The organism is Gilliamella sp. CG13 (assembly GCF_046635805.1).
Lineage (GTDB): Bacteria > Pseudomonadota > Gammaproteobacteria > Enterobacterales > Orbaceae > Gilliamella > Gilliamella apicola_I.
Window position 1 is genome coordinate 122,065 of sequence record NZ_JBIDFM010000003.1, and the last position, 21,309, is coordinate 143,373.

Annotated in this window: 18 protein-coding genes; all 18 read left to right on the plus strand. The window is 37.1% G+C overall.

The features are described 5' to 3' along the window. Positions 1–32 precede the first annotated feature (32 nt). The 18 genes from tssC to ACGH6R_RS06175 all read left to right on the plus strand — a co-directional run bounded on the left by tssC (position 33) and on the right by ACGH6R_RS06175 (position 21,293). Positions 33–1,565 (plus strand): type VI secretion system contractile sheath large subunit, encoded by a 1,533-nt coding sequence (tssC, locus tag ACGH6R_RS06090; protein WP_065559520.1) that lies wholly within the window; start codon positions 33–35, stop codon positions 1,563–1,565. Between the two features lie 52 nt (positions 1,566–1,617). Further along, positions 1,618–2,970 (plus strand): type VI secretion system baseplate subunit TssK, encoded by a 1,353-nt coding sequence (tssK, locus tag ACGH6R_RS06095; protein WP_065559519.1) that lies wholly within the window; start codon positions 1,618–1,620, stop codon positions 2,968–2,970. A gap of 9 nt (positions 2,971–2,979) precedes the next feature. Beyond that, positions 2,980–3,645 carry a type VI secretion system protein TssL, short form gene (gene tssL, locus ACGH6R_RS06100; protein WP_267379293.1) on the plus strand — a complete coding sequence of 222 codons (666 nt, stop codon included), beginning with the start codon at positions 2,980–2,982 and terminating at the stop codon, positions 3,643–3,645. A gap of 11 nt (positions 3,646–3,656) precedes the next feature. Then, the gene (locus ACGH6R_RS06105) at positions 3,657–5,417 is read left to right on the plus strand and encodes an OmpA family protein (protein WP_411599161.1); all 1,761 of its coding nucleotides are present in this window, start codon (positions 3,657–3,659) and stop codon (positions 5,415–5,417) included. 35 nt (positions 5,418–5,452) lie between these two features. Beyond that, on the plus strand, positions 5,453–5,941 hold the full coding sequence (locus ACGH6R_RS06110) for an Hcp family type VI secretion system effector (protein WP_065559516.1): 489 nt from the start codon (positions 5,453–5,455) through the stop codon (positions 5,939–5,941). A gap of 70 nt (positions 5,942–6,011) precedes the next feature. Further along, positions 6,012–8,879, plus strand: a complete 2,868-nt coding sequence (gene tssH / locus ACGH6R_RS06115) for a type VI secretion system ATPase TssH (protein WP_411599162.1) — start codon at positions 6,012–6,014, stop codon at positions 8,877–8,879. A gap of 54 nt (positions 8,880–8,933) precedes the next feature. After that, positions 8,934–11,369 (plus strand): type VI secretion system Vgr family protein, encoded by a 2,436-nt coding sequence (locus ACGH6R_RS06120; protein WP_411599163.1) that lies wholly within the window; start codon positions 8,934–8,936, stop codon positions 11,367–11,369. Beyond that, entirely contained in the window at positions 11,351–12,262 is a 912-nt protein-coding gene (locus tag ACGH6R_RS06125) for a hypothetical protein (protein WP_411599164.1), read from the plus strand. Before ACGH6R_RS06120 ends, ACGH6R_RS06125 begins: the two co-directional genes overlap by 19 nt. 35 nt (positions 12,263–12,297) lie before the next feature. After that, positions 12,298–17,082 carry a toxin VasX gene (locus tag ACGH6R_RS06130; RefSeq protein WP_411599165.1) on the plus strand — a complete coding sequence of 1,595 codons (4,785 nt, stop codon included), beginning with the start codon at positions 12,298–12,300 and terminating at the stop codon, positions 17,080–17,082. A gap of 46 nt (positions 17,083–17,128) precedes the next feature. Beyond that, positions 17,129–17,797: a hypothetical protein gene (locus ACGH6R_RS06135; RefSeq protein WP_411599166.1), complete on the plus strand. Its 669-nt coding sequence runs from the start codon at positions 17,129–17,131 to the stop codon at positions 17,795–17,797. Positions 17,798–17,831: 34 nt separating this feature from the next. Continuing rightward, a complete protein-coding gene (locus ACGH6R_RS06140) occupies positions 17,832–17,957 on the plus strand; it encodes a hypothetical protein (protein ID WP_411599167.1) in 126 nt (41 codons plus the stop codon). Between the two features lie 46 nt (positions 17,958–18,003). Further along, positions 18,004–18,672 carry a hypothetical protein gene (locus tag ACGH6R_RS06145; protein ID WP_411599168.1) on the plus strand — a complete coding sequence of 223 codons (669 nt, stop codon included), beginning with the start codon at positions 18,004–18,006 and terminating at the stop codon, positions 18,670–18,672. Between the two features lie 34 nt (positions 18,673–18,706). Next, positions 18,707–18,832 (plus strand): hypothetical protein, encoded by a 126-nt coding sequence (locus ACGH6R_RS06150; RefSeq protein WP_411599169.1) that lies wholly within the window; start codon positions 18,707–18,709, stop codon positions 18,830–18,832. Positions 18,833–18,877: 45 nt separating this feature from the next. After that, entirely contained in the window at positions 18,878–19,546 is a 669-nt protein-coding gene (locus ACGH6R_RS06155; RefSeq protein WP_411599170.1) for a hypothetical protein, read from the plus strand. 34 nt (positions 19,547–19,580) lie between these two features. After that, positions 19,581–19,724: a hypothetical protein gene (locus ACGH6R_RS06160; protein ID WP_411599171.1), complete on the plus strand. Its 144-nt coding sequence runs from the start codon at positions 19,581–19,583 to the stop codon at positions 19,722–19,724. A 25-nt stretch (positions 19,725–19,749) separates the two neighbouring features. Next, positions 19,750–20,418 (plus strand): hypothetical protein, encoded by a 669-nt coding sequence (locus ACGH6R_RS06165; RefSeq protein WP_411599172.1) that lies wholly within the window; start codon positions 19,750–19,752, stop codon positions 20,416–20,418. A gap of 34 nt (positions 20,419–20,452) precedes the next feature. Beyond that, on the plus strand, positions 20,453–20,578 hold the full coding sequence (locus ACGH6R_RS06170) for a hypothetical protein (protein ID WP_411599173.1): 126 nt from the start codon (positions 20,453–20,455) through the stop codon (positions 20,576–20,578). A 46-nt stretch (positions 20,579–20,624) separates the two neighbouring features. Continuing rightward, entirely contained in the window at positions 20,625–21,293 is a 669-nt protein-coding gene (locus ACGH6R_RS06175) for a hypothetical protein (protein ID WP_411599174.1), read from the plus strand. The last annotated feature ends 16 nt before the right edge of the window (positions 21,294–21,309 follow it).

Below are 21,309 nucleotides of genomic sequence, written 5' to 3' on the forward strand. Positions count from 1 at the left end.
TAAAGTTTGATAAAAATTAAGAGATAAAAGTAATGAACGTACAAAAACAAAGCAATGCTAGTAAAGCAACCGTAGTAGAAGAGAATGGTAGTGTTTACCAATCTTTATTCGATAAAATCAATCTAAGTCCAATCAAAAAAGCGGGTGAAATTGATAAATTTGAAGATAACGAAGTATTATTCGAAGCTTCACAAGATGAACGTGTCACAATGGCGATTGATATATTGCTAAAATTGATCCAAAGTTCATCACAAAAAATTGAAAAATTAGATAAACACCTATTAGATTATCATATCAGTCAAATAGACCAAAAATTAAGTCGCCAACTTGATGCTATTATGCATCACGAAACGTTCCAAGAAATCGAAGGAACATGGCGTGGTTTAAAATTCTTAGTTGACCGTACTGATTTCCGTCGTAATGTTAAAATTGAACTTCTAGATGTCTCAAAAGAAGAGTTACGTCAAGATTTCGAAGATGCGCCAGAAATCATCCAAACAGGTTTCTACCGTCATACCTATATTCAAGAATATGACACACCGGGTGGTGAACCAATTGGTGTAACAATTTCAAATTACGAGTTTGATCGCAATTCACAAGATATTGCTTTATTACGTAATATCTCTAAAGTTGCAGCTGCTGCACACATGCCATTTGTAAGCTCTGTTGGTCCAAAATTCTTTGGTAAAGAAACCATGGAAGAAGTTGCCGCAATTAAAGATATTGGCAACTATTTCGACCGTGCAGAATACACCAAATGGAACAGCTTCCGTGAAACTGATGATTCACGTTACATCGGCTTGACTTTACCGAGAGTACTTGCTCGTCTGCCTTATGGACCAGATACAATTCCAGTACGTAGCTTCAATTATGTTGAAGATGTTAAAGGACTTGATCACAACCGTTATTTATGGACTAATGCATCTTATGCGTTTGCAGCAAACATGACTCAAAGCTTCATTCGTAATGGTTGGTGTGTACAAATTCGTGGACCGCAAGCAGGTGGACTAGTTGAAGATTTACCAATTCACCTTTATGATTTAGGTACTGGTAATCAAGTAAAAATTCCTACCGAAGTGCTTATCCCAGAAACACGCGAATTTGAATTTGCTAATTTAGGATTCATCCCATTATCTTTCTATAAAAACAGAGATTATGCATGTTTCTTCTCTGCGAACTCAACGCAAAAACCAGCACTTTATGATACAAAAGAAGCAACAGCAAACAGCCGTATTAATGCTCGTTTACCTTATATCTTCTTATTGTCACGAATTGCTCACTACTTAAAAGTTATTCAACGTGAAAATATCGGTGCAACTAAAGACCGCCGTATGTTAGAACTTGAATTAAATAAATGGATAAGCAACCTTGTCACTGAAATGACAGATCCAAGTGATGAAGTTCAAGCGGCTCACCCATTAAGAGAAGCAAAAGTCATTGTTGAAGATATTGAAGATAATCCAGGATTCTTCCGTGTTAAAACATTCTTAATTCCTCATTTCCAAATCGAAGGAATGGATATTAATTTATCAATGGTATCACAGATGCCAAAAGCTAAATCATAAGTATTAGCTTTTACTTGATTTCATTAATATCTTTTAAGGAGTGTTAGGACACATGAAAATATTTCGTCCTTTATGGAATGAAGGCGTCTTTTTGACGCCTCAACAATTTCAACAACAAGCGTTGTGGGATCAATTCACTTCACAAAAATTAGCCACTCTAGCGGTGGCTAACCCATGGGGAATTGAAAGCCTATCTATTGATTTGCAGGCACTAACCTTCGATCGATTACAAGCAGAATCAATTAGTATCCGATTTTCTGATGGCGTTGTTATCAATACCGATATAGCAGACAAACTACCGGAAGCAAGAATATTAAATACCGATATACCGGTCGAACTTGAAGAAGTAACCGTATTTATTGGTATACCATTACTGCAAGCTAACGGCGGTAACTGTTTACAAGAAAATCAACGTCTTGAACGTCCACTACGATATAGACAAGAATGGGTAGAAGTTACCGACCTATTGGGGCAAAATGTCGAAACTATAGCTGTTGAGCATTATGCGCTAACATTCTTATTTGATTTTGAAAATCATAGTGACTACCTAACTTGTCCTGTAGCTCGTTTAAAACGAGATCTAAACGGGCGATTTGTACTTGATCAAGAATACCTTCCACCAATGTTAAATCTGCATACACAAAGCGGAACATTAGTTAAAGAACTTGAATTATTATGTGTTCAAATGCAAGCCAAACGGCAACATTTAACAGGAATGCGCCATGAGCGAAATCAACAAATGGCTGAATTTGCCACCGCTGATGTGTCATTATTCTGGTTATTAAATGCATTAAATACCTATGAACCTCAACTCAAATTTTTACGAGATAATCCAACGATTCATCCTGAAAAGCTTTATCAAACATTAACAGCCTTGACAGGTGCGTTATTAACATTCTCATTATTAAATAATGTGGATGGTATTCCGGCTTATCAGCATGATAATCTTAATGAAGTTTTCCCTCCATTATTTGGATTAGTACGCAACTTACTGGAAGAAAGCTTACCGTCTCGAGTAATTAAAATTGAATTAGTTCATGACAAAGACACATTATGGACTGGACGACTAAATGATTCTCGTCTAGTTGAAGATGCTGACTTCTATCTTTCAGTACGCTCAAGTATGCCAGGTCATCAATTACAATCACGATTCCCAATCTTATGTAAAGCAGGTGCACCTGATGATGTAAGGCAAATCATACATTCTGCGTTATCTGGTATTCCAATTAAAGCACTTAGCCATGTTCCGGCTGCTATACCTGTGCGTTTGGACAATCAATATTTTGCATTAGATCTTTCACATGAAGCGGCAAAAAATATGTTACTTACACGCTGTTGTGAATTTTATGTACCACGTGCAATGCCTGATATTTCGTTAGAATTGTTCGCCGTATTGCGGTCATAGGATCAAATTATGAGTATAGAATCAAAAGCAATTAATATTGACGAATTACTACGAGACTCCATCTTAGTTGTAGTGCAGTTAAAAGCAAAAGCTGATATTCCATCGGGACATAAATTGTACGAACTTTGTAAGCAACAAGTTATAACCGTACGAGACAAATTACATCAAGCGCAGTATAGCCAAGATGTAATTGATGATATCAGTTATGCTTTATGTGCTTTATTAGATGAAACTGTATTACTTTGTCATCGAGATAATCCGAAAAATCAAGACTATGATGAATGGTTAGGTTCGCCATTACAAGTTATCTATTTCAACACGCACAGCGCAGGTGATGACCTATTCGATAAAATTCGTTCTCGCTTAAGAGCTGATAGAAAAGAAGGAATTGTTTTAGCTTGTTTTGACCGAGTATTAGGACTTGGTTTCCAAGGCTGTTATCTTGATAGACCTCAAATGGAACGAGAGCACCTGATACTCGCGCTACGTGAAGCTTTACGAGAATATGAGCCAGAACAATCATATCCAATCATTGAACAGACCAAAACATATCGTTATCAGTTTAGAAAAACCATTCTACTAGCTTGTACTGTCGTATCGGTTATTGTCGTTATTGGGCTTTACTTTTTATTGGATAATCAACTAGACAACTTAGTTAAGCAACTTGTTGGTTAAAAAGGTTTATTATGAGCGATTACCCTAAGCGCATTCAAATTATATATGCAGTCGTATTGAGTTTATTATTATTGTTTGTTTTCCTACCAATAACAATTGGCTGGAAAATACTTGGATCGATTCTCGTCTTTGCTATTGCCGGAGGTTTTCTTTGGCAAATGCGACGTTATCGACGAGTGCTAGCATCATCAACAGCAAATATCCAATTTTTAACTCAAAAACTTGATTTATTACCGGCAAGACAGCGTTATCGTTTACCAATACTCATGGTTACGGGTAGCGCGGCTAAAGATTTTTTTCCTGAGGATTTATCGCTTGCCGAATCTAATGTATTAGTTTCGTCCGAAGCAGTTTGGATCTACGTTGATGAATTTTCACATCTACCGATAGTTTACGATTCATTAGTGGCGAAATGGCCTGATATGCTGGGTCGTGTAGGTATTTTTCTTGCCTTAACACCAGAAACAGAAGACAAACAGGGCTTATTTGTAGCTAAATTACAAGCATTTCGTCAATCATGGGTGGATACTTGTCGAATAGCTAAATACCAAATGCCTGTTTATCTTTCAACCCATGTTGGACTGAACGACTTAATCTATGACGAAAATAACCCGTTACCTGTATATTGGTTTCAATTATTAAATCAAAAATTATATTTGTTAGATCGTTATTTGTCGCCAATTACAAATTGGGTTAATGACATCAAAATTCCAACAGATGAACGTGAACGACGATTAAGACTTCGTCCATTTTTAAGTGAAACAGAAAGTTGGATTGAAGACGTAGTATTAACCACTTTAGTTAATGACAAGCAACCTATTGCTAAATGTGTACCGACTGGTGTAGCAATCTATCCTACCAACCAATCGATTGTTCACGATAATCTCATGCAAAAAATATGGGAAAATGCGACAAGTTTATCATTACCAAATACGCATAAAATACAAGACGGTGTCACCCCGCCAGATGCATTAGTTAAATTTATGCCAATTGCATATCCATTTTCGCCTATTAGCTCAATGATCTGTGGTTTAGTTATTATCACATCATTATTTTTAATGGGAAGTATGGGGGCGTCATATTGGAATAACATCAAATTAATCGATAGAATTCAAAATGATATTCATCATTACCATTTAGTCCCAATGGGCAATTATGATGAGAAAAAAGAGGCACTTGAAGTACTACGAAATGATAAAACCATGCTAAATGAATACTATGCTAAAGGTGAACCTATACGTTTAGGAATGGGGTTATATCGTGGATTACAGCTAGTTGAACCGCTCAATGTAGCCATGAGTGACTACGTAGCAAAACCACCAGAGCCTGAAAAAGTAATTGTTGAAAAAACGCAGGTTATTGTTAAAGAGCCACCTCCGCCAATTCGTCTAGATAGCTTAGCGTTATTTGAAAGTGGACAAGCAAGTTTAAAATCGGGTTCAGAAAAAGTGTTAATTAACGCATTAATGGAAATACAAAAACAGATTAATGCAAATCCTGGTACAGGTTGGTTAATGATCATAACGGGTCATACCGACTCAGTTGGCGATGAAACCAAAAATCAACAACTATCATTTAATCGAGCCATGTCAGTACGTGATTGGATATTAAAAGCGAGTGACATACCAGAGACTTGTTTCGCCATCCAAGGGTATGGTGCAAAAAAACCTTTAGTGGATAACGATACTCCAGAAAATCGTGCAAAAAACCGAAGGGTAGAAATAAATTTAGTTCCTCAGGCGTCAACATGTATTTTGACGAATGAAAACTAAGAGTGTGAAACAAAAACAATAAAAGGAGATAAACAATGGCTGTACCAGCTTATATGTTTTTAAAAGATGACGGCGGTGCCGAAATCAAAGGTTCTGTAACCGTTGTTGGTCGTGAAGGAAGTGTAGAAGTGGTTGAATTCGATCACCGAGTATACATCCCAACCGATGGTAATACAGGTAAATTAACAGGAACTCGTGTACATAAAGCACTTGAATTTGTTAAAGAAGTTGATGCATCTTCACCTTACCTATACAAAGCTGTAACTACTGGTCAAAACTTAAAATCAGTTGAGATCAAATGGTACAAAATCAACGATGCAGGACAAGAAGTTGAATATTTCAATACATTAATGGACGGTGTAAAAGTCGTATCTGTTAAACCTGAAATGCACAACATCAAAGATCCAACGAAAGAACAATACAACCACTTAGAACGTATTGAACTTCGTTATGAAAAAATTACTTGGACTTATAAAGATGGCAACATCATCCACTCAGACAGCTGGGTAGAAAGCCGAGGTTAATTTTAACTTACACAGTCCCTATTTATAGGGGCTGTATTTATTTTATTAATGATTAAGGAAAGAAATAGTAATGATAGCTGATCCCTCTGTTTTATTAAGACGACTAAATCCGTACTGTGCGAAATCGCTTGAAGCTGCGGCTGGATTATGCCAAACACGAGCACATACCGAAATTACACTTGAACATTGGTTATTAAAATTACTAGAACAGGGTTCAGGTGACATAACGATAATTTCAAGACATTATCAACTCGATATGGATAAAATTTGGACTGGATTACTCAATTATCTAGACGCACTACCGCATACTATTAACACAAAACCAAGTTTATCGCCATCGTTGATAGCAGTAATGCAATCAGCATGGTTAAAAGCGTCGCTAGAAAATCATGAAGAAGTTATTCGCTCAGTTCATATATTGCAAGCATTGCAAGAAATGCCACATTGCTTAAAAGCACAAGATGCATGGCAACTACTTAGCTTATCGCCAGTTTCATTACAAAAAATGCGTTTACAACTGGACGAAACATCAGACGAAAACCCAGCTAATCAATACAGTTATCAATCAGATAGCGTAATGAATGCTACAGACAGTTTTGGTATTGACTCAACTGCCAACTCAGCATTAGCTGCAAACAAAACACAAAAAAATGATGCGAATGATGCTAAAAGTAATAATGACAATCAAATCGCACAACAAAAGCATCATCAAGCAGCGCTTGAACGCTTTACCGAAAATGTCACTGAAAAAGCCAAATCAGGTAAAATTGACCCAGTGTTTGGTCGTGACAGTGAAATCAGACAAATGGTCGATATTCTATCCCGTCGTCGTAAAAATAACCCAATTCTTGTCGGTGAACCAGGGGTAGGTAAAACTGCACTAGTTGAAGGTTTAGCACTTCGAATTGCTGAAGGAAACGTACCAAAAAATCTTGCGGATGTTAGCATCCTAACGTTAGATCTTGGCTTATTACAAGCGGGCGCTGGCGTAAAAGGTGAATTTGAACAAAGATTAAAAAATGTAATTGATGCCGTACAACAGTCTCCAACCCCAATATTACTATTTATTGACGAAGCTCATACTATTATCGGTGCAGGTAATTCAGCCGGTGGCGCAGATGCGGCAAACTTACTAAAACCTGCATTAGCACGTGGAGAACTACGCACTATTGCAGCGACCACATGGTCTGAATACAAACAATATTTTGAAAAAGATGCCGCTTTAGAGCGTCGTTTCCAAATGGTTAAAGTAGACGAACCTGATGACGATCGAGCATGTTTAATGTTGCGTGGCTTAAAATCACGTTATGCTAAACACCATGGCGTACATATCCTAGACGAAGCTGTCAAAACAGCCGTTTCACTATCAAGACGTTATATCAGTGGACGTCAACTACCCGATAAAGCGGTTGACCTGCTTGATACAGCGTCAGCACGTGTACGTATGGGGCTAGATACGATACCAGAATCAATTACACAGCTTGAAGCTAAAATTGCCTCACTGAAAATTGAACAAGATGCAATTAACGCAGATCTGGCATTAGGTGAAAATTTAACGAGCGATCGCTTAAAAGAAATAGACATCCAGTTAGCCAAACTACAAGACAAATTAACTATTCAACAAACTCAATTTGAAAAAGAGAAAAAACAAATTGAAACATTGATAGAATTACGTCAAAAACTCACCAATAAATCAGATAGTAAGCTACTTAAAAAACTTAGTGATGCACAGCAAGAATTAAATGAGCTACAAGGTCATAATCCATTACTTTCACTTGATGTTGACAGTCGCACAGTCTCATCTGTTATATCAGACTGGACAGGTGTTCCATTAGAAAGTTTACTAAAAGATGAGCAAAGCCACTTACTTGCGCTTGAAGATGATTTACGTCAACGTGTTGTGGGACAAGATAATGCCCTATTTGAATTAGCTAAACGTATTCGTGCAGCAAAAACTGGACTGACATCAGAAGATGCACCAATGGGCGTATTTTTATTAGTTGGTCCGTCAGGTGTGGGTAAAACCGAAACAGCTTTAGCGTTAGCAGATACCTTATTTGGTGGTGAACAATCACTGGTAACCATTAACATGTCAGAATACCAAGAAGCGCACACCGTATCACAACTTAAAGGATCACCTCCGGGATACGTAGGTTATGGTCAAGGTGGGGTATTAACCGAAGCCGTTCGCAAACGACCATACAGTGTTGTGTTACTAGACGAAGTCGAAAAAGCACACCGTGATGTACTTAACTTATTCTATCAAGTCTTTGATCGTGGCTTTATGCGTGACGGTGAAGGTCGTGAAATCGATTTCCGTAATACCTTAATATTAATGACATCTAATTTAGGTAGTGATGAGCTTATGGCGCTTTTCGAAGAAATGCCAGACGCCGATATTGCGACACAACAAGAACTTCTACGTCCGATCATTCGTGAACATTTCCAACCGGCATTATTAGCACGTTTCCAAACAGTAATCTATACACCACTTGGTAAAGACGCATTACGCAAAATTGTTGAAATGAAACTCAATAAAGTTGCCAGCCGACTACAAAAACATTACAAAATTGTATTTAATGTGGGCGAAAAACTTTACGACACCTTGGTATCAGCGTGTTTACTACCAGATACAGGTGCACGAAACATTGACAGTATCTTAAATCAACAAATTTTACCTGTGGTATCAAATTTATTACTACAACGAAGCAGTACAACTAACAATCAAGTACCAACGTTAATCCTTGATTTTGACGAATCAGAAGGAATCGTACTTGAATGGGAAAGTGAGCAAACTAAAGCAAAATCTGCTAAAGCTAAAACAACAAAAGCTGACTCGGACGAACCAAAACCGACTAAAGCGAAAGTTGTTAAGTCAGCAAAAACAAAGCCAGCAGAAGAAAGCAAAGGTAAAAAAAAGGCCGTTAAAAAAGCCTAAAATGTTACAGACGTTGAATGAAAAACCTAAATAAAAGGATATAAGGAGAAAAATATGGCGAAAGAGTTAACTAACCTCATTAGTCAATTTGGCGAAGGTTTAATGAATGGGCTAACAGGTGAGGTTAGCCACAACCGTTACACGTTAAAGGTTGATGGTCTCGATTCGCCAATTTCAGTACTTAAAGTCAAGGGAGAAGAAAAGCTCAATGAACCGTGGAAATACACAATCACATTTACCAGTGCTGATAAAAGTATATCAATAAACACGATTCTCAATAAAAAGGGTTCATTCTCATTCAATCCTGTAGCGAATAAAGCGCTAGGAAATGCAATCCGATCACTCAGTGATTTACCTACAGAAAGTGATTCTCGTGCTATCTATGGTATTGTCACAGAATTTAATCAGCTTTCAGTAAATAAAGACGAAGCACATTATCAGGTTGTATTATCGCCAAGATTAGCAAGACTTGCACTTAATCGTAATAGTGCCATCTATCAAAATCAAAGCATAGTAAGTGTCGTAGAAGAAGTATTACGAAGTCATGAATTCTCAGGCATTGACTACCGCTTAGAATTAAAAGACAGCTATCCGGCGCGAGAATTTATTACCCAATGGGAAGAAAGCGACCTCGAATTCATCCAACGCTTATTAGCGGATGTCGGAATCTGGTTCCGATTTGAAAGTCATGCGGAACATAATTGTGATGTCATGGTGATAAGCGATTACGAGCAAGGTTATCACCAAGTTGGTAATATCGATTACAAACAACCAAGCGGCACACTTGACGGTAATACCGAAAGTGTTTGGGATCTGTCGCTACATACACAAATTGTTGAAAAATCAGTAAAAGTTCAAGATTTCAACTATCGTAATGCAGGGGCAAATTTAAAAGGTGATGAAAATACACAACCTAAATACATCACAACTTATGGTACTGATTACCGTTATGAAGAACACTATAAAGGTTTGAATGATAACGGTCATGCCAAAAAACAAAACAATAACAACGACAATAGTCAAACCAACAACGAAAACAGTATAGAAAGTGGTAAGTGGTATGCTCGAATACGTCATGAGCATATGATCAGTAAACAAATTATCATAAAAGGTCGAACAAACCGCTACAGCCTTATACCGGGTCAATGTATTACCATTAGCGGTGCGCCAATATCGGACATTGATGATGGCATTATAATTTTAAGTGTAGAAGGACATGGTAATCGTACGGATTCTTATGAATTATCTTTTACGGCAATACCATTTAAAGTATTAATACCGTATCGACCAGCACCTATTCGTTGGCCTGAAGTGAGCGGCACCTTACCTGCCAACGTGACAAGTCCAAATAACGACACCTATGGTTACATTGACACTATGGGACGTTATCGAGTTAAATTCAATTTTGACTTAAAAAATTGGAAAAAAGGGGAAGAAAGTTTATGGTTAAGACTTGCTAAACCTTACTCTGGTGATACATATGGTTTTCACTTTCCGCTAATAGACGGAACAGGGGTAATGATAGGGTTTACAAATGGTAACCCGGACAGACCTTACATAGCCCATGCAATGCATGACAGTTCGCATCCTGATCATGTGGCAACGATTAATAAACACCGCAATGTGATTCGAACACCTGCCAATAACAAGCTCCGTATGGACGACAAACGTGGTCAAGAACACATCAAATTAGCAACCGAATACGGTAAAACTCAAGTCAATATCGGTCACTTAGTTAATGAAAAGAAAGAAAAACGTGGCGAAGGGTTTGAACTACGCACTGATGAATGGGGCGCAATCAGAGCAGGCAAAGGGTTATATATAACCAGTGAAGAGCAAACACAGGCAAGTCATGTTCAATTACAAATGGACAGTGCAGTTAAACAACTAGCACAAGCGAGCGAAATGGTAAAAAGGCTTAATGAACTAGCCGAAGCCGCACAAGCTGAACTTGCTGATTTACAAGTTCAAAAACAGCTATTTGAACAAAGTCTAAAAGATCTTAAAGAACCCGGAATTTTAACTTATGCGCCAGCTGGCATGGCGGATGTCAGTCCTAAATCGATACAACACACTGCGGGTGAAAATATTATTCAAACAGCTCAAAATACCATTGATGTTAACGCATTTAAACGTTTTATGGTTACCGCGGGCAACTTAATAAGCTTGTTTGCCAATAAAATGGGTATCAAGATTTTTGCTTCAAAAGGAAATGTTGATATACAGGCGCAAAATGATCAGATGCTTTTAACTTCAAAACAAGATATGAAAATTACCAGTACCGATAGTGAAGTAATCATATCAGCTAACAAAAAACTGACATTAACCTGCGGTGGGGCAGCAATTATCCTTGAAAATGGAATGATAAAATTAATGGCACCAGGTAATGTAGAAGTTGAAGCAGCAAGCTTTGCTGTAATCGGTCCAGCTTCTTACGAAGCACCTAAAGTTCAGTTACCGGAAGGAAGTACATGCTCGGAGTCAAATTAATGGATAATTTACAAACAATATTAAATAATGAACAAAACCGAAAAAACTATCGTTATTTATTGCTCGATATGCTTGGTATAACCAGTGAATTGAGTAAACTTTATCTACCAAGTTTAAAGCAACAGTTACCACAAAAAGATATCGCGGTAGTCGAGCGACCAGGCTTATTACATGAATTATCTTCTTGTCCACATTTGATATGTATTGGATATCCAAACAAAGATATCAACACGGATCTATTGCATTCCTCACTTTTGCAAATGAATCTAGATTTTTTAACAACAAAATCATATGTTTGTGGTTGGCTTGTGACACACCAATCTATTGATGAAATGGCAGAATGGATACCTAAAGCAGGCTTAATGAGTGGTCAATTATGTGACATGCGTTTTTTACCTTTTTACGAACCATTTAGAATGCAACTTTTGCAAGATACAAATTTAACCGATCTTGATTGGATAAATGTATTGTTCCCTTTAGGATTAACCTACTATTATGTTGATATACAAAAAAAAGTGAGAGCAATTCAAGCAAATAAAGAAAGCAAATTATTGCCATCAAAAATAGATCCTAAAATTGTTTTTTGTCAAAATGAATCAGCAAACCTATTTAATCTTTATATTAATTGGTATGACATTAAAGAGCAAACCAACAGTACAGTCGGCGATAATGATTTAATCAACATAATTGAATATTACTACGAATCAAGTTTACTTGGTTTACAAGACATTAAGGACAGAACAATTTATGTCTTTTACTCAATGCTATACGGCAATTTAAAGCAACACGAACATATCAAAAATATTATTAATGATGTTATTTTTAATGCACCCGGAACATTAGCAGAACAGTTTTTAGCGATTGAATCAGATTTTAAAAAGCTATTGAAATAATGCAAAAGCCAATTATGAGTATATAAGGATAAAAAATGACAAGCACCACCAATACGGATTTTAACGATAGTGACATTCAATCGAACACCGATGCCCCTGTTGTCACAACCGAACTCATACACGAAGCGAAAGAAAACATGGCGCTAAGTAACGGAAAATGTGGCGCCTGTGAACGAACGGGATTTCCACTATTTTTAGTTCGAAAAAGTGTGGTGCCTAAATTTTTTAAAAATAGCAAAACCAATATTTGGGAAAGTGGCATGTTGCCACTAACCGATCACGAGCCGACCACCGCCTTTACTCACTTTAGCTACGTTTATCGAACCTTACGTGAAGGTTATGTCTATATCTTGCTTCAAAAAAACAAATCGGCTAAAGGGTGGCAAGGTACTGATCTAAACTTATTAAAAGTCAAAGTGTTTGAAGTGACAAAATCTGGCGCATTTAGATTAAGAGAGTTTCGTGACGTTAAAGGCACCAGACCAAAAGAGTTACCGGAAAGCTGTATTACAGAAGGGCACCAATTTAAAGCTAAATTTATCACGCTGGACAACAAAATTTATGACAAAGCGTGGATAGCCTACAGTCCTTACCGCTGGGATAAAGACGTGGTGGAGCACTACCGCAAAAGTGAAGACGACCGAAATGAACGTTTCACGGTGGTTGATTTAACACAAACCGAGCCATCAAAGTTAACGGCTAATGGGGAACGTAGCTTTTCATTCAGCGATTTTACTCGAGAGCCGGTCAAAGCAGCGCCTGTTGAAGGCGAAAAACAAGGGAGTGAATCAACAAAAGCAGTTGAAGGTCCAACAAAACGCTATCTGCTGGAAATGGAATGCAATAAACAAGAAGTGCTGGATTATTTCAATAAAGAACAGCTAGATGAAAGACGTCAAAAATCAAAAGAAGAGCAAGACAAAGCACAACAAAATGCACCCCAAAACAGCAATACACAGGCACAAAGCAAACCTGCTTCGGTTGGCATAAAAGATACCAAATTAAATAAAGAGATAGCCAAAGGCAGTTTTTATGCACAAAATTATGATTTAAAAAATCAGCTTGAAAACACCGAAGCAAGCATAATAGAAAACTACCGTAAACTATTTTGCTCAGCCAGTCAGTTTAATACCTTAAAAAAAGAAGTCGGTGGACTCAATGACGATTTCAGCAAAACAATAGACGGCTATAAAGGCGAAGCTTACGATAACTCGAATTACAAAACGACCGAAATCGGTGTTATCTTAGTTGAAGACAGCTTAGGGATAGCTGAAGAGCTTGCCGTTCAGCGCAGACAGCTATTGTCACCGGTGGTGGATGGTTTAGCCGGTCGCAGTCAAGAGCAAACCCTTGCCATTCAAAAAAGGTTACAAGCCAATTTAGGCAAAACCGTTAAAGATCTGATACTGGAAGGAAAAGACGAGATTGGTGACGAAATAGACCCAAGCATTATTCAATCCTTTTATACCGAAAACCTGATTGATTTGGACTACAACAAACAGTACCGATATGTCAATCGCATCCCTGAATATTTGCGGTATAAATGGCCTGTTGAGTACTGGTTAAATGAAAAAATCAATCAAGGGATATCGAATATAAAGGCGAAAGTTATGGGGCCACGCAAAAAGGCCATTGAAGATTACTTTAATAAACAGATAACCGATGCCGAGGACAAACCCTTACTATACTTCAAACCCGAAACCAGTTACGCGCGTAATCAATATACCAGTATTGAAAGCTATAAAGATATTTTAAAAAGTGAAAATCAGATTCAGGACGCCTCAGAATGTGTATTATTTGGATTTCATATAAAAGAACCGCCGCAAGGTTCGTCGCCAGATCTGGTGGAACTCAGCGATAGAAAACGAGCAAACTCTGAAGCTAAATATAAACTATCGCCGGGTAATCAACCGGGGATGGGCAAAGATCACGAAAAAGCACTCGATCCATTGATTATTGTTGAGGTTGTAGGTGAACAAGAATTCTGTATGGAAAATCAACTCAACTATCATGGTAGGACATTTCAAAATGCATTGTCAATGGTTGGACGCTACTACTATTTTCGATTAGTCAAAGAAAAAGGATTTAGTCATACAGGCGTAACTAATCCACCATTAGGTGATTATGAAGTCATAAAACTGACAGATGAACAAAAACAACAAATCTTCGCTATTTATAAACAAAAGTCTGACGCATTAAACATTAATATGATTAATCATGATGTCGTTGCCGTAAAATTCCCGAATGCCAAAGAAAGTGTTGCCGAATGGAAAAAGAATCAAGTTTGGAAAAACAAACATGGTAAACGTGTCAATGATGATTCTATACAAAAATATCAACAACTCGATAAGTTGCTTTATAACAACTTAACTAAGTATGTAAAAAATGTATCGAAGGACTATTTTACATATCTGTTATGGTTGTTTGGCAATAAAAACCCTGTACAATTTTGGTTAAAAGAATGTACACCCGACACGTCAGACCGGCATATTAATGCTTTAAACAGCTTATTGGTTATTTTAGACAGTGATTTTACCGGTAATCTATACCTTGATGAGCAAGCCCAGCTATGGTCACAATTAATCAATAATAAAACGAGTATTTATCGCCATTTTCTTGAAGGTCATCCATATTCACTGTTCAATGTGGCTTCAGGTAATGTGGCTGAAGCCGACCTGCAATTAACTGAAGATGTCAAAGCGATAATGGCAAATCAAGAGGCAGGGCAAGAACAAGAAACAACCGACGTTGATAATCCGCTGTCCGGTGTTAATACCTTAACGGATTATATCGATCCGATCAGTAATCTAAAACTACCTAACAATGTCAGAGTTGGGGCTTATTTAACCGAAGAGCTGGTCAAACTCTCCATGACCAATGTAGCGAAAACGCTTTCACATAATGGAACTTATAATTTAAGCAGGCCGGTGACCAATCAGCACCTTATCAGAGCGATGAACATGTTTACCACCGCAAGTCACGGGAGCTATCGCGTAAAAGTGCCGGTAACCAATTTACAAGATTTTTTAGACAAACTGGGCAGTTCAGCCAAAGTGGTCTACCCAAATCAGCACGGTGGTAATCTGGTTACTACCGCAGGCGACCGTATTCGTGGGCGTTATTCGGCAACTCGTGACCGGTTTAAGCTGAAAGGACGCGACATAACCAGAGCGAAGGGGCAATTTGTCGAGTTTGATATACTGCTCACCTTCGAAAATGACATTGAACGACTTGACTTTGAAAGCAAAAAGACCACCAGCCGTGGCACTGCCAACGTTGATGCATTCGAAGACGTAAAAGCGATTGAATATGAAGAATTACAAGCCGCAAAATTTGGGGCAGAAAAAAATTGGCGCAAAGAAGTGTTAGACACCTCAGCAACAGGTGTCGTTAATGCTCTCACGCTGACCTATCAATTTATTCAAATCAGCGAGTTAAACAAAAAACTTAAAACATTAACAGATTCAGCCTTGATTGATAAAGTATCAAAAGCGATATTAAGAACACACCTTGATATTGCCTTATCGGTATCAGAAGCCATTATCACGGGGACAAAACTGGTCGCCTTATTTGGTGAACGTGGCGACAACCTGTCAAAAATTCTTAAAGAACTGAACAAAGCCGGTGCAGTGATTGGGGGCGTGGCTAAAGTGCTTGCCTTAGTGGATAGTATCGGCGAGTTGGTAAAAGCATTTAAAGCACTGGCACGGGGGGATGACGGTTCAGTGGTTTACATGGTGACGTCGATCATTGGATTTGCGGCAGCTGGAATTGGGTTAATGTTAGGGCTGTCAGGACCATGGGGCATAGCCTTAATGTTGGCACCGCATATCATCAATTTTCTGTTTGGCACCTACGATGACGCCAGTGAATGGGACGAAATGGAAAAATGGATGAACCGCTCAATATTTGGCAAGTTTAACCATGTTGATTTGTTTCCGCCATATCCAATCAGTGATACAGGTAACTACTTGTCCGAACAAGATTTTTATTTAGCGTCACGCAAAGGGTTTTGTCGCACGGCACATTACGAATTTGAATTGACAGACTTTGTTAAAGAAGCAAGAAACAAAAATGCAAAGATACCTCACGCAAAAAGATCATTCACAATCGATTTTGGAACGGATGATCAGAGAGAAATCAGTGAACATATAAAAAGGGCAAATAAAGGCACCAAGTATAATCTACATTTGGTGATGCAGTTGCCCGATTTTGTGGAAGATAAAGCAACATTTAAAGGGAAAGTAGTGATCCGTCATGGTGAAGGCGAAATGGAAACCATATTAGCAATAAGTCATGGAGGGGAAGAATTAGTAATAGAAGCTGTTCAGGTAAATGCTAAATATTTTGAAATACTCAATAGTGATATGATAAGAGATAAAAAGAAAGAACTGTATGACTATTTAAAAGATTCAGCCAAAAATAACGAAAATAATGAAGAGAATAATGAACAATCAAACAGCGATAATCAATTGTGGTATCAAATGAAAGAGGCAATAAGTACGCCACCTTCAAAAGACAGCAAAACCGAAGAAGATAAAAAAGAAGAACAGAAAAAACAGGAAGAGGTAAATCACGACACCGCCACAGAATCATCACCAAACACTGAAAATAGTGCGTCAATAGCAACACCACCTAACGTTGGTTTATTTGCCATTAACCAACTAATAGGTCGTGTAGTGGATAAATTTGAAGTGATTTGTACCTTCGAATATTTACCGGAAGGCGACACAGACAGCCAAGGCAATAAAGCGTTCCCTTATCTGCTTTCTTATCAATATAAGGTGGTTAGCTGGTTTGAAAACTTAGTTGGTCGATAGCGTGGTCAGGTCATAAAATAAACGAATAAAAAAACAGGTAATGATAATGAACAATCAAAAAATAAAATACTCGCTGTTAAGTTGCAGTTTAATCCTATTATCGCTACTGACGGGTTGTGATAATACCGATTATAAAACCCGAATTCAAAAAGAAAATGACATAAATAACCCAAGTGGTAATAAAGCGATTTGCTTAAGGGTTGGCAAGATTTTTAATGATATGTATCCCTATACCATTCACTATTTGGAAGGTGAGATAAACCCCAAAGATCCGTATGATAAAATTAAGCAGAATAAAAGACTTAATTTAAAGCTATCGTTATATGCCAAAGAAGGGTTATTTACCGAAGAACTGGTGGGGTATGATGGTGATAAACCACTGTATCGTTATGATCTAACCGATGAGGGGCGCAAATATCTTGATAAAGATTGGTGGGGGGGCACTAACTTCTGTTTTGGCAAAGTGGTGGTAGAAAAAATACTGAAAGTGGATAATCAATGGAAAGATATGCCAATGGTGATATTTAGTTATCATATGGACAATGTACCCAACTGGATAAAAAATAAAGACATTTATAGCATATATAAAGGTTATGGCAGTATGGAAGCCGCAGTCACCGGAAATGAGCTAGCAGAAGGAATTCACTATTATTCTAAAAAGAGTGATGGAACTTTACGATTACGCATGGGCGTAAGTGGTCATTATGTTTTATAACTTTATTATCATTATTAGGTTACTTGTTTAAAACATGAATTATACGACACGCTGTTCACTCAAAATAGAAACGGACAGTCAAGGTAATAAAGCCTTTCCTTATCTGCTTTCTTATCAATATAAGGTGGTTAGCTGGTTTGAAAACTTAGTTGGTCGATAGCGTGTGCAGGTCATAAAATAAACGAATAAAAAAACAGGTAATGTTAATGAACAATCAAAAAATAAAACACTCACTATTCAGTTGCAGTTTAATTCTATTATCGCTACTAACCGGTTGTGATAATACCGATTATAAAACACGAATCCAGAAAGAAAATGACAACGTTAATCCCAGTGGTAATAGAGCCATTTGCTTAAGAGTTGGCAAAATATTTAAAAATATGTACCCCTATACTATTCATTATTTAGACGGTGAGATAAACCCGAAAGATCCGTGGGATAAAATTGCTGCAAATAATGAGGTTAATTTAAAACTATCGCTATATGCCAAAGAAGGGTTATTTACCGAAGAACTGGTGGGGTATGACGGTGATAAACCGCTGTATCGTTATGACTTAACCGATGAGGGGCGTAAATATCTGGATAAAGATTGGTGGGGGGGCACTAACTTCTGTTTTGGCAAAGTGGTGGTAGAAAAAATACTGAAAGTGGATAATCAATGGAAAGATATGCCAATGGTGATATTTAGTTATCATATGGACAATGTACCCAACTGGATAAAAAATAAAGACATTTATAGCATATATAAAGGTTATGGCAGTATGGAAGCCGCAGTCACCGGAAATGAGTTAGCAGAAGGAATTCACTATTATTCTAAAAAGAGTGATGGAACTTTACGATTACGCATGGGCGTAAGTGGTCTTTATGTTTTATAACTTTCTTATCATTATTAGGTTACTTGTTTAAAACATGAATTATACGACACGCTTTTTACTTAAAATAGAAACGGACAGCCAAGGTAATAAAGCGTTCCCTTATCTGCTTTCTTATCAATATAAGGTGGTTAGCTGGTTTGAAAACTTAGTTGGTCGATAGCGTGGTCAGGTCATAAAATAAACGAATAAAAAACAGGTAATGATAATGAACAATCAAAAAATAAAACACTCGCTGTTAAGTTGCAGTTTAATCCTATTATCGTTACTGACGGGTTGTGATAACACCGATTTTAAAACCCGAATTCAGGAAGAAAATGATTGGTATAATCCGGATGGTAATAGAGCTTTTTGCTTAAGAGTTGGCAAAATATTTAAAAATATGTACCCCTATACAATTAAATATATGGCTGGTTATCATGAGGATATGAATTATAGAGATCCTATTTATATCAATCACAAATTAAATTACCGATTAGCGCTATATGCCAAAGAAGGGTTATTTACTGAAGAACTAGTGGGGTATGACGGTGATAAACCACTATATCGTTATGACTTAACCGATGAAGGTCGCAAATATATTGATAAAGATTGGTGGGGTGGCACTAACTTCTGTTTTGGCAAGGTGGTGGTAGAAAAAATACAGAAAGTGGATAATCAATGGAAAGATAAGCCAATGGTAATTTTTAGTTACCATATGGAAAATGTGCCAAATTGGATAAAAAATAAAGATATTTATAGCTTATACAAAGGTAATGGTGCAATACAGTCTGTGGGAGAAGGTAAAAGCCTTCTGACAGGGATCCAGTATTACTCTAAAAAAAGTGATGGTACTTTAATATTAAGAGTAGGTGTAAGTGGCAAATATCTTTTATAACTTTCTTATCATTATTAGGTTATTTGTTTAAAACATGAATTATACGACACGCTGTTCACTCAAAATTGAAACTGACAGCCAAGGCAATAAAGCGTTCCCATATCTGCTTTCTTATCAATATAAGGTTGTCAGCTGGTTTGATGGCTTGGTCGATAGCGTGGGCAGTATAATAAAATAAACGAATAAAAAAACAGGTAATGATAATGAACAATCAAAAGATAAAACACTTACTATTCAGTTGCAGTTTAATCCTATTATCGCTACTGACGGGTTGTGATAACACCGATTATAAAACCCGAATTCAGGAAGAAAATGATTGGGATAATCCGAATGGTAATAGAGCTTTCTGTCTGGCAGTGGGTGAAATTTATAAAAATATGTATCCCTATACTATTCACTATCTGGAAGGTGAGATAAACCCTAAAGATCCGTATGATAAAATTAAGCAGAATAAAAGACTTAATTTAAAACTATCGTTATATGCCAAAGAAGGGTTATTTACCGAAGAACTGGTGGGATATGACGGTGACAAACCACTTTATCGTTATGATCTAACCGATGAAGGTCGCAAATATATTGATAAAGATTGGTGGGGTGGCACTAACTTCTGTTTTGGCAAAGTGGTGGTAGAAAAAATATTGGAAATTGATAATCAATGGGAAGGCAAACCCATGGTTAGATTTAGCTATCATCTGGAAAACGTTCCAAACTGGTTAAGAAATAAAGATATTTATAGCTTATATAAAAGCAATGGTGCAGTACGAGCAGCGGGAGAAGGTAAAACTCTTCTAAAAGGGATCCACTATTACTCCATAAAAAGTGATGGAAGTTTACGATTGAGTTTAGGTGTAAGTGGTCATTATATTTTATAACTTTATTAACATTATTAGGTTACTTGTTTAAAACATGAATTATATAGCACGCTTTTTAGTCAAAATAGAAACGGACAGTCAAGGCAATAAAGCGTTCCCTTATCTGCTTTCTTATCAATATAAAGTAGTTAGCTGGTTTGAAAACTTAGTTGGTCGATAGCGTGGTCAGATCATAAAATAAACGAATAAAAAAACAGGTAATGATAATGAACAATCAAACAATAAAACACTCACTATTCAGTTGCAGTTTAATTCTATTATCACTACTAACCGGTTGTGATAACACTGATTATAAAACCCGAATTCAAGAAGAAAATGATTGGTATAATCCGGATGGTAATAGAGCTTTCTGTCTGGCAGTGGGTGAAATTTATAAAAATATGTATCCCTATACAATTAAATATATGGCTGGTTATGATAAAAATATGAATTATAAAGATCCTATTTATATTAATCATAAATTAAATCACCGATTAGCGCTATATGCCAAAGAAGGGTTATTTACCGAAGAACTGGTGGGATATGACGGTGACAAACCACTATATCGTTATGACTTAACCGATGAGGGGCGTAAATATCTCGATAAAGATTGGTGGGGTGGCACTAACTTCTGTTTTGGCAAAGTGGTGGTAGAAAAAATATTGGAAATCGATAATCAATGGAAAGATAAACCAATGATAATTTTTAGTTATCATCTGGAAAATGTACCCAACTGGCTAAAAAATAAAGATATTTATAGCTTATACAAAGGTAATGGTGCAGTACAATCTGCGGGAGAAGGTAAAAGCCTTCTGACAGGGATCCAGTATTACTCTAAAAAAAGTGATGGTACTTTAAAATTAAGAGTAGGTGTAAGTGGCAAATATGTTTTATAACTTTCTTAGCATTATT

Excerpts from the sequence above, each read along its gene's own strand:
- tssC (WP_065559520.1), top strand. The coding sequence starts at position 33 with ATGAACGTACAAAAACAAAGCAATGCTAGTAAAGCAACCGTAGTAGAA.
- tssK (WP_065559519.1), top strand. The coding sequence starts at position 1,618 with ATGAAAATATTTCGTCCTTTATGGAATGAAGGCGTCTTTTTGACGCCT.
- tssL (WP_267379293.1), top strand. The coding sequence starts at position 2,980 with ATGAGTATAGAATCAAAAGCAATTAATATTGACGAATTACTACGAGAC.
- ACGH6R_RS06105 (WP_411599161.1), top strand. The coding sequence starts at position 3,657 with ATGAGCGATTACCCTAAGCGCATTCAAATTATATATGCAGTCGTATTG.
- ACGH6R_RS06110 (WP_065559516.1), top strand. The coding sequence starts at position 5,453 with ATGGCTGTACCAGCTTATATGTTTTTAAAAGATGACGGCGGTGCCGAA.
- tssH (WP_411599162.1), top strand. The coding sequence starts at position 6,012 with ATGATAGCTGATCCCTCTGTTTTATTAAGACGACTAAATCCGTACTGT.
- ACGH6R_RS06120 (WP_411599163.1), top strand. The coding sequence starts at position 8,934 with ATGGCGAAAGAGTTAACTAACCTCATTAGTCAATTTGGCGAAGGTTTA.
- ACGH6R_RS06125 (WP_411599164.1), top strand. The coding sequence starts at position 11,351 with ATGCTCGGAGTCAAATTAATGGATAATTTACAAACAATATTAAATAAT.
- ACGH6R_RS06130 (WP_411599165.1), top strand. The coding sequence starts at position 12,298 with ATGACAAGCACCACCAATACGGATTTTAACGATAGTGACATTCAATCG.
- ACGH6R_RS06135 (WP_411599166.1), top strand. The coding sequence starts at position 17,129 with ATGAACAATCAAAAAATAAAATACTCGCTGTTAAGTTGCAGTTTAATC.
- ACGH6R_RS06140 (WP_411599167.1), top strand. The coding sequence starts at position 17,832 with ATGAATTATACGACACGCTGTTCACTCAAAATAGAAACGGACAGTCAA.
- ACGH6R_RS06145 (WP_411599168.1), top strand. The coding sequence starts at position 18,004 with ATGAACAATCAAAAAATAAAACACTCACTATTCAGTTGCAGTTTAATT.
- ACGH6R_RS06150 (WP_411599169.1), top strand. The coding sequence starts at position 18,707 with ATGAATTATACGACACGCTTTTTACTTAAAATAGAAACGGACAGCCAA.
- ACGH6R_RS06155 (WP_411599170.1), top strand. The coding sequence starts at position 18,878 with ATGAACAATCAAAAAATAAAACACTCGCTGTTAAGTTGCAGTTTAATC.
- ACGH6R_RS06160 (WP_411599171.1), top strand. The coding sequence starts at position 19,581 with ATGAATTATACGACACGCTGTTCACTCAAAATTGAAACTGACAGCCAA.
- ACGH6R_RS06165 (WP_411599172.1), top strand. The coding sequence starts at position 19,750 with ATGAACAATCAAAAGATAAAACACTTACTATTCAGTTGCAGTTTAATC.
- ACGH6R_RS06170 (WP_411599173.1), top strand. The coding sequence starts at position 20,453 with ATGAATTATATAGCACGCTTTTTAGTCAAAATAGAAACGGACAGTCAA.
- ACGH6R_RS06175 (WP_411599174.1), top strand. The coding sequence starts at position 20,625 with ATGAACAATCAAACAATAAAACACTCACTATTCAGTTGCAGTTTAATT.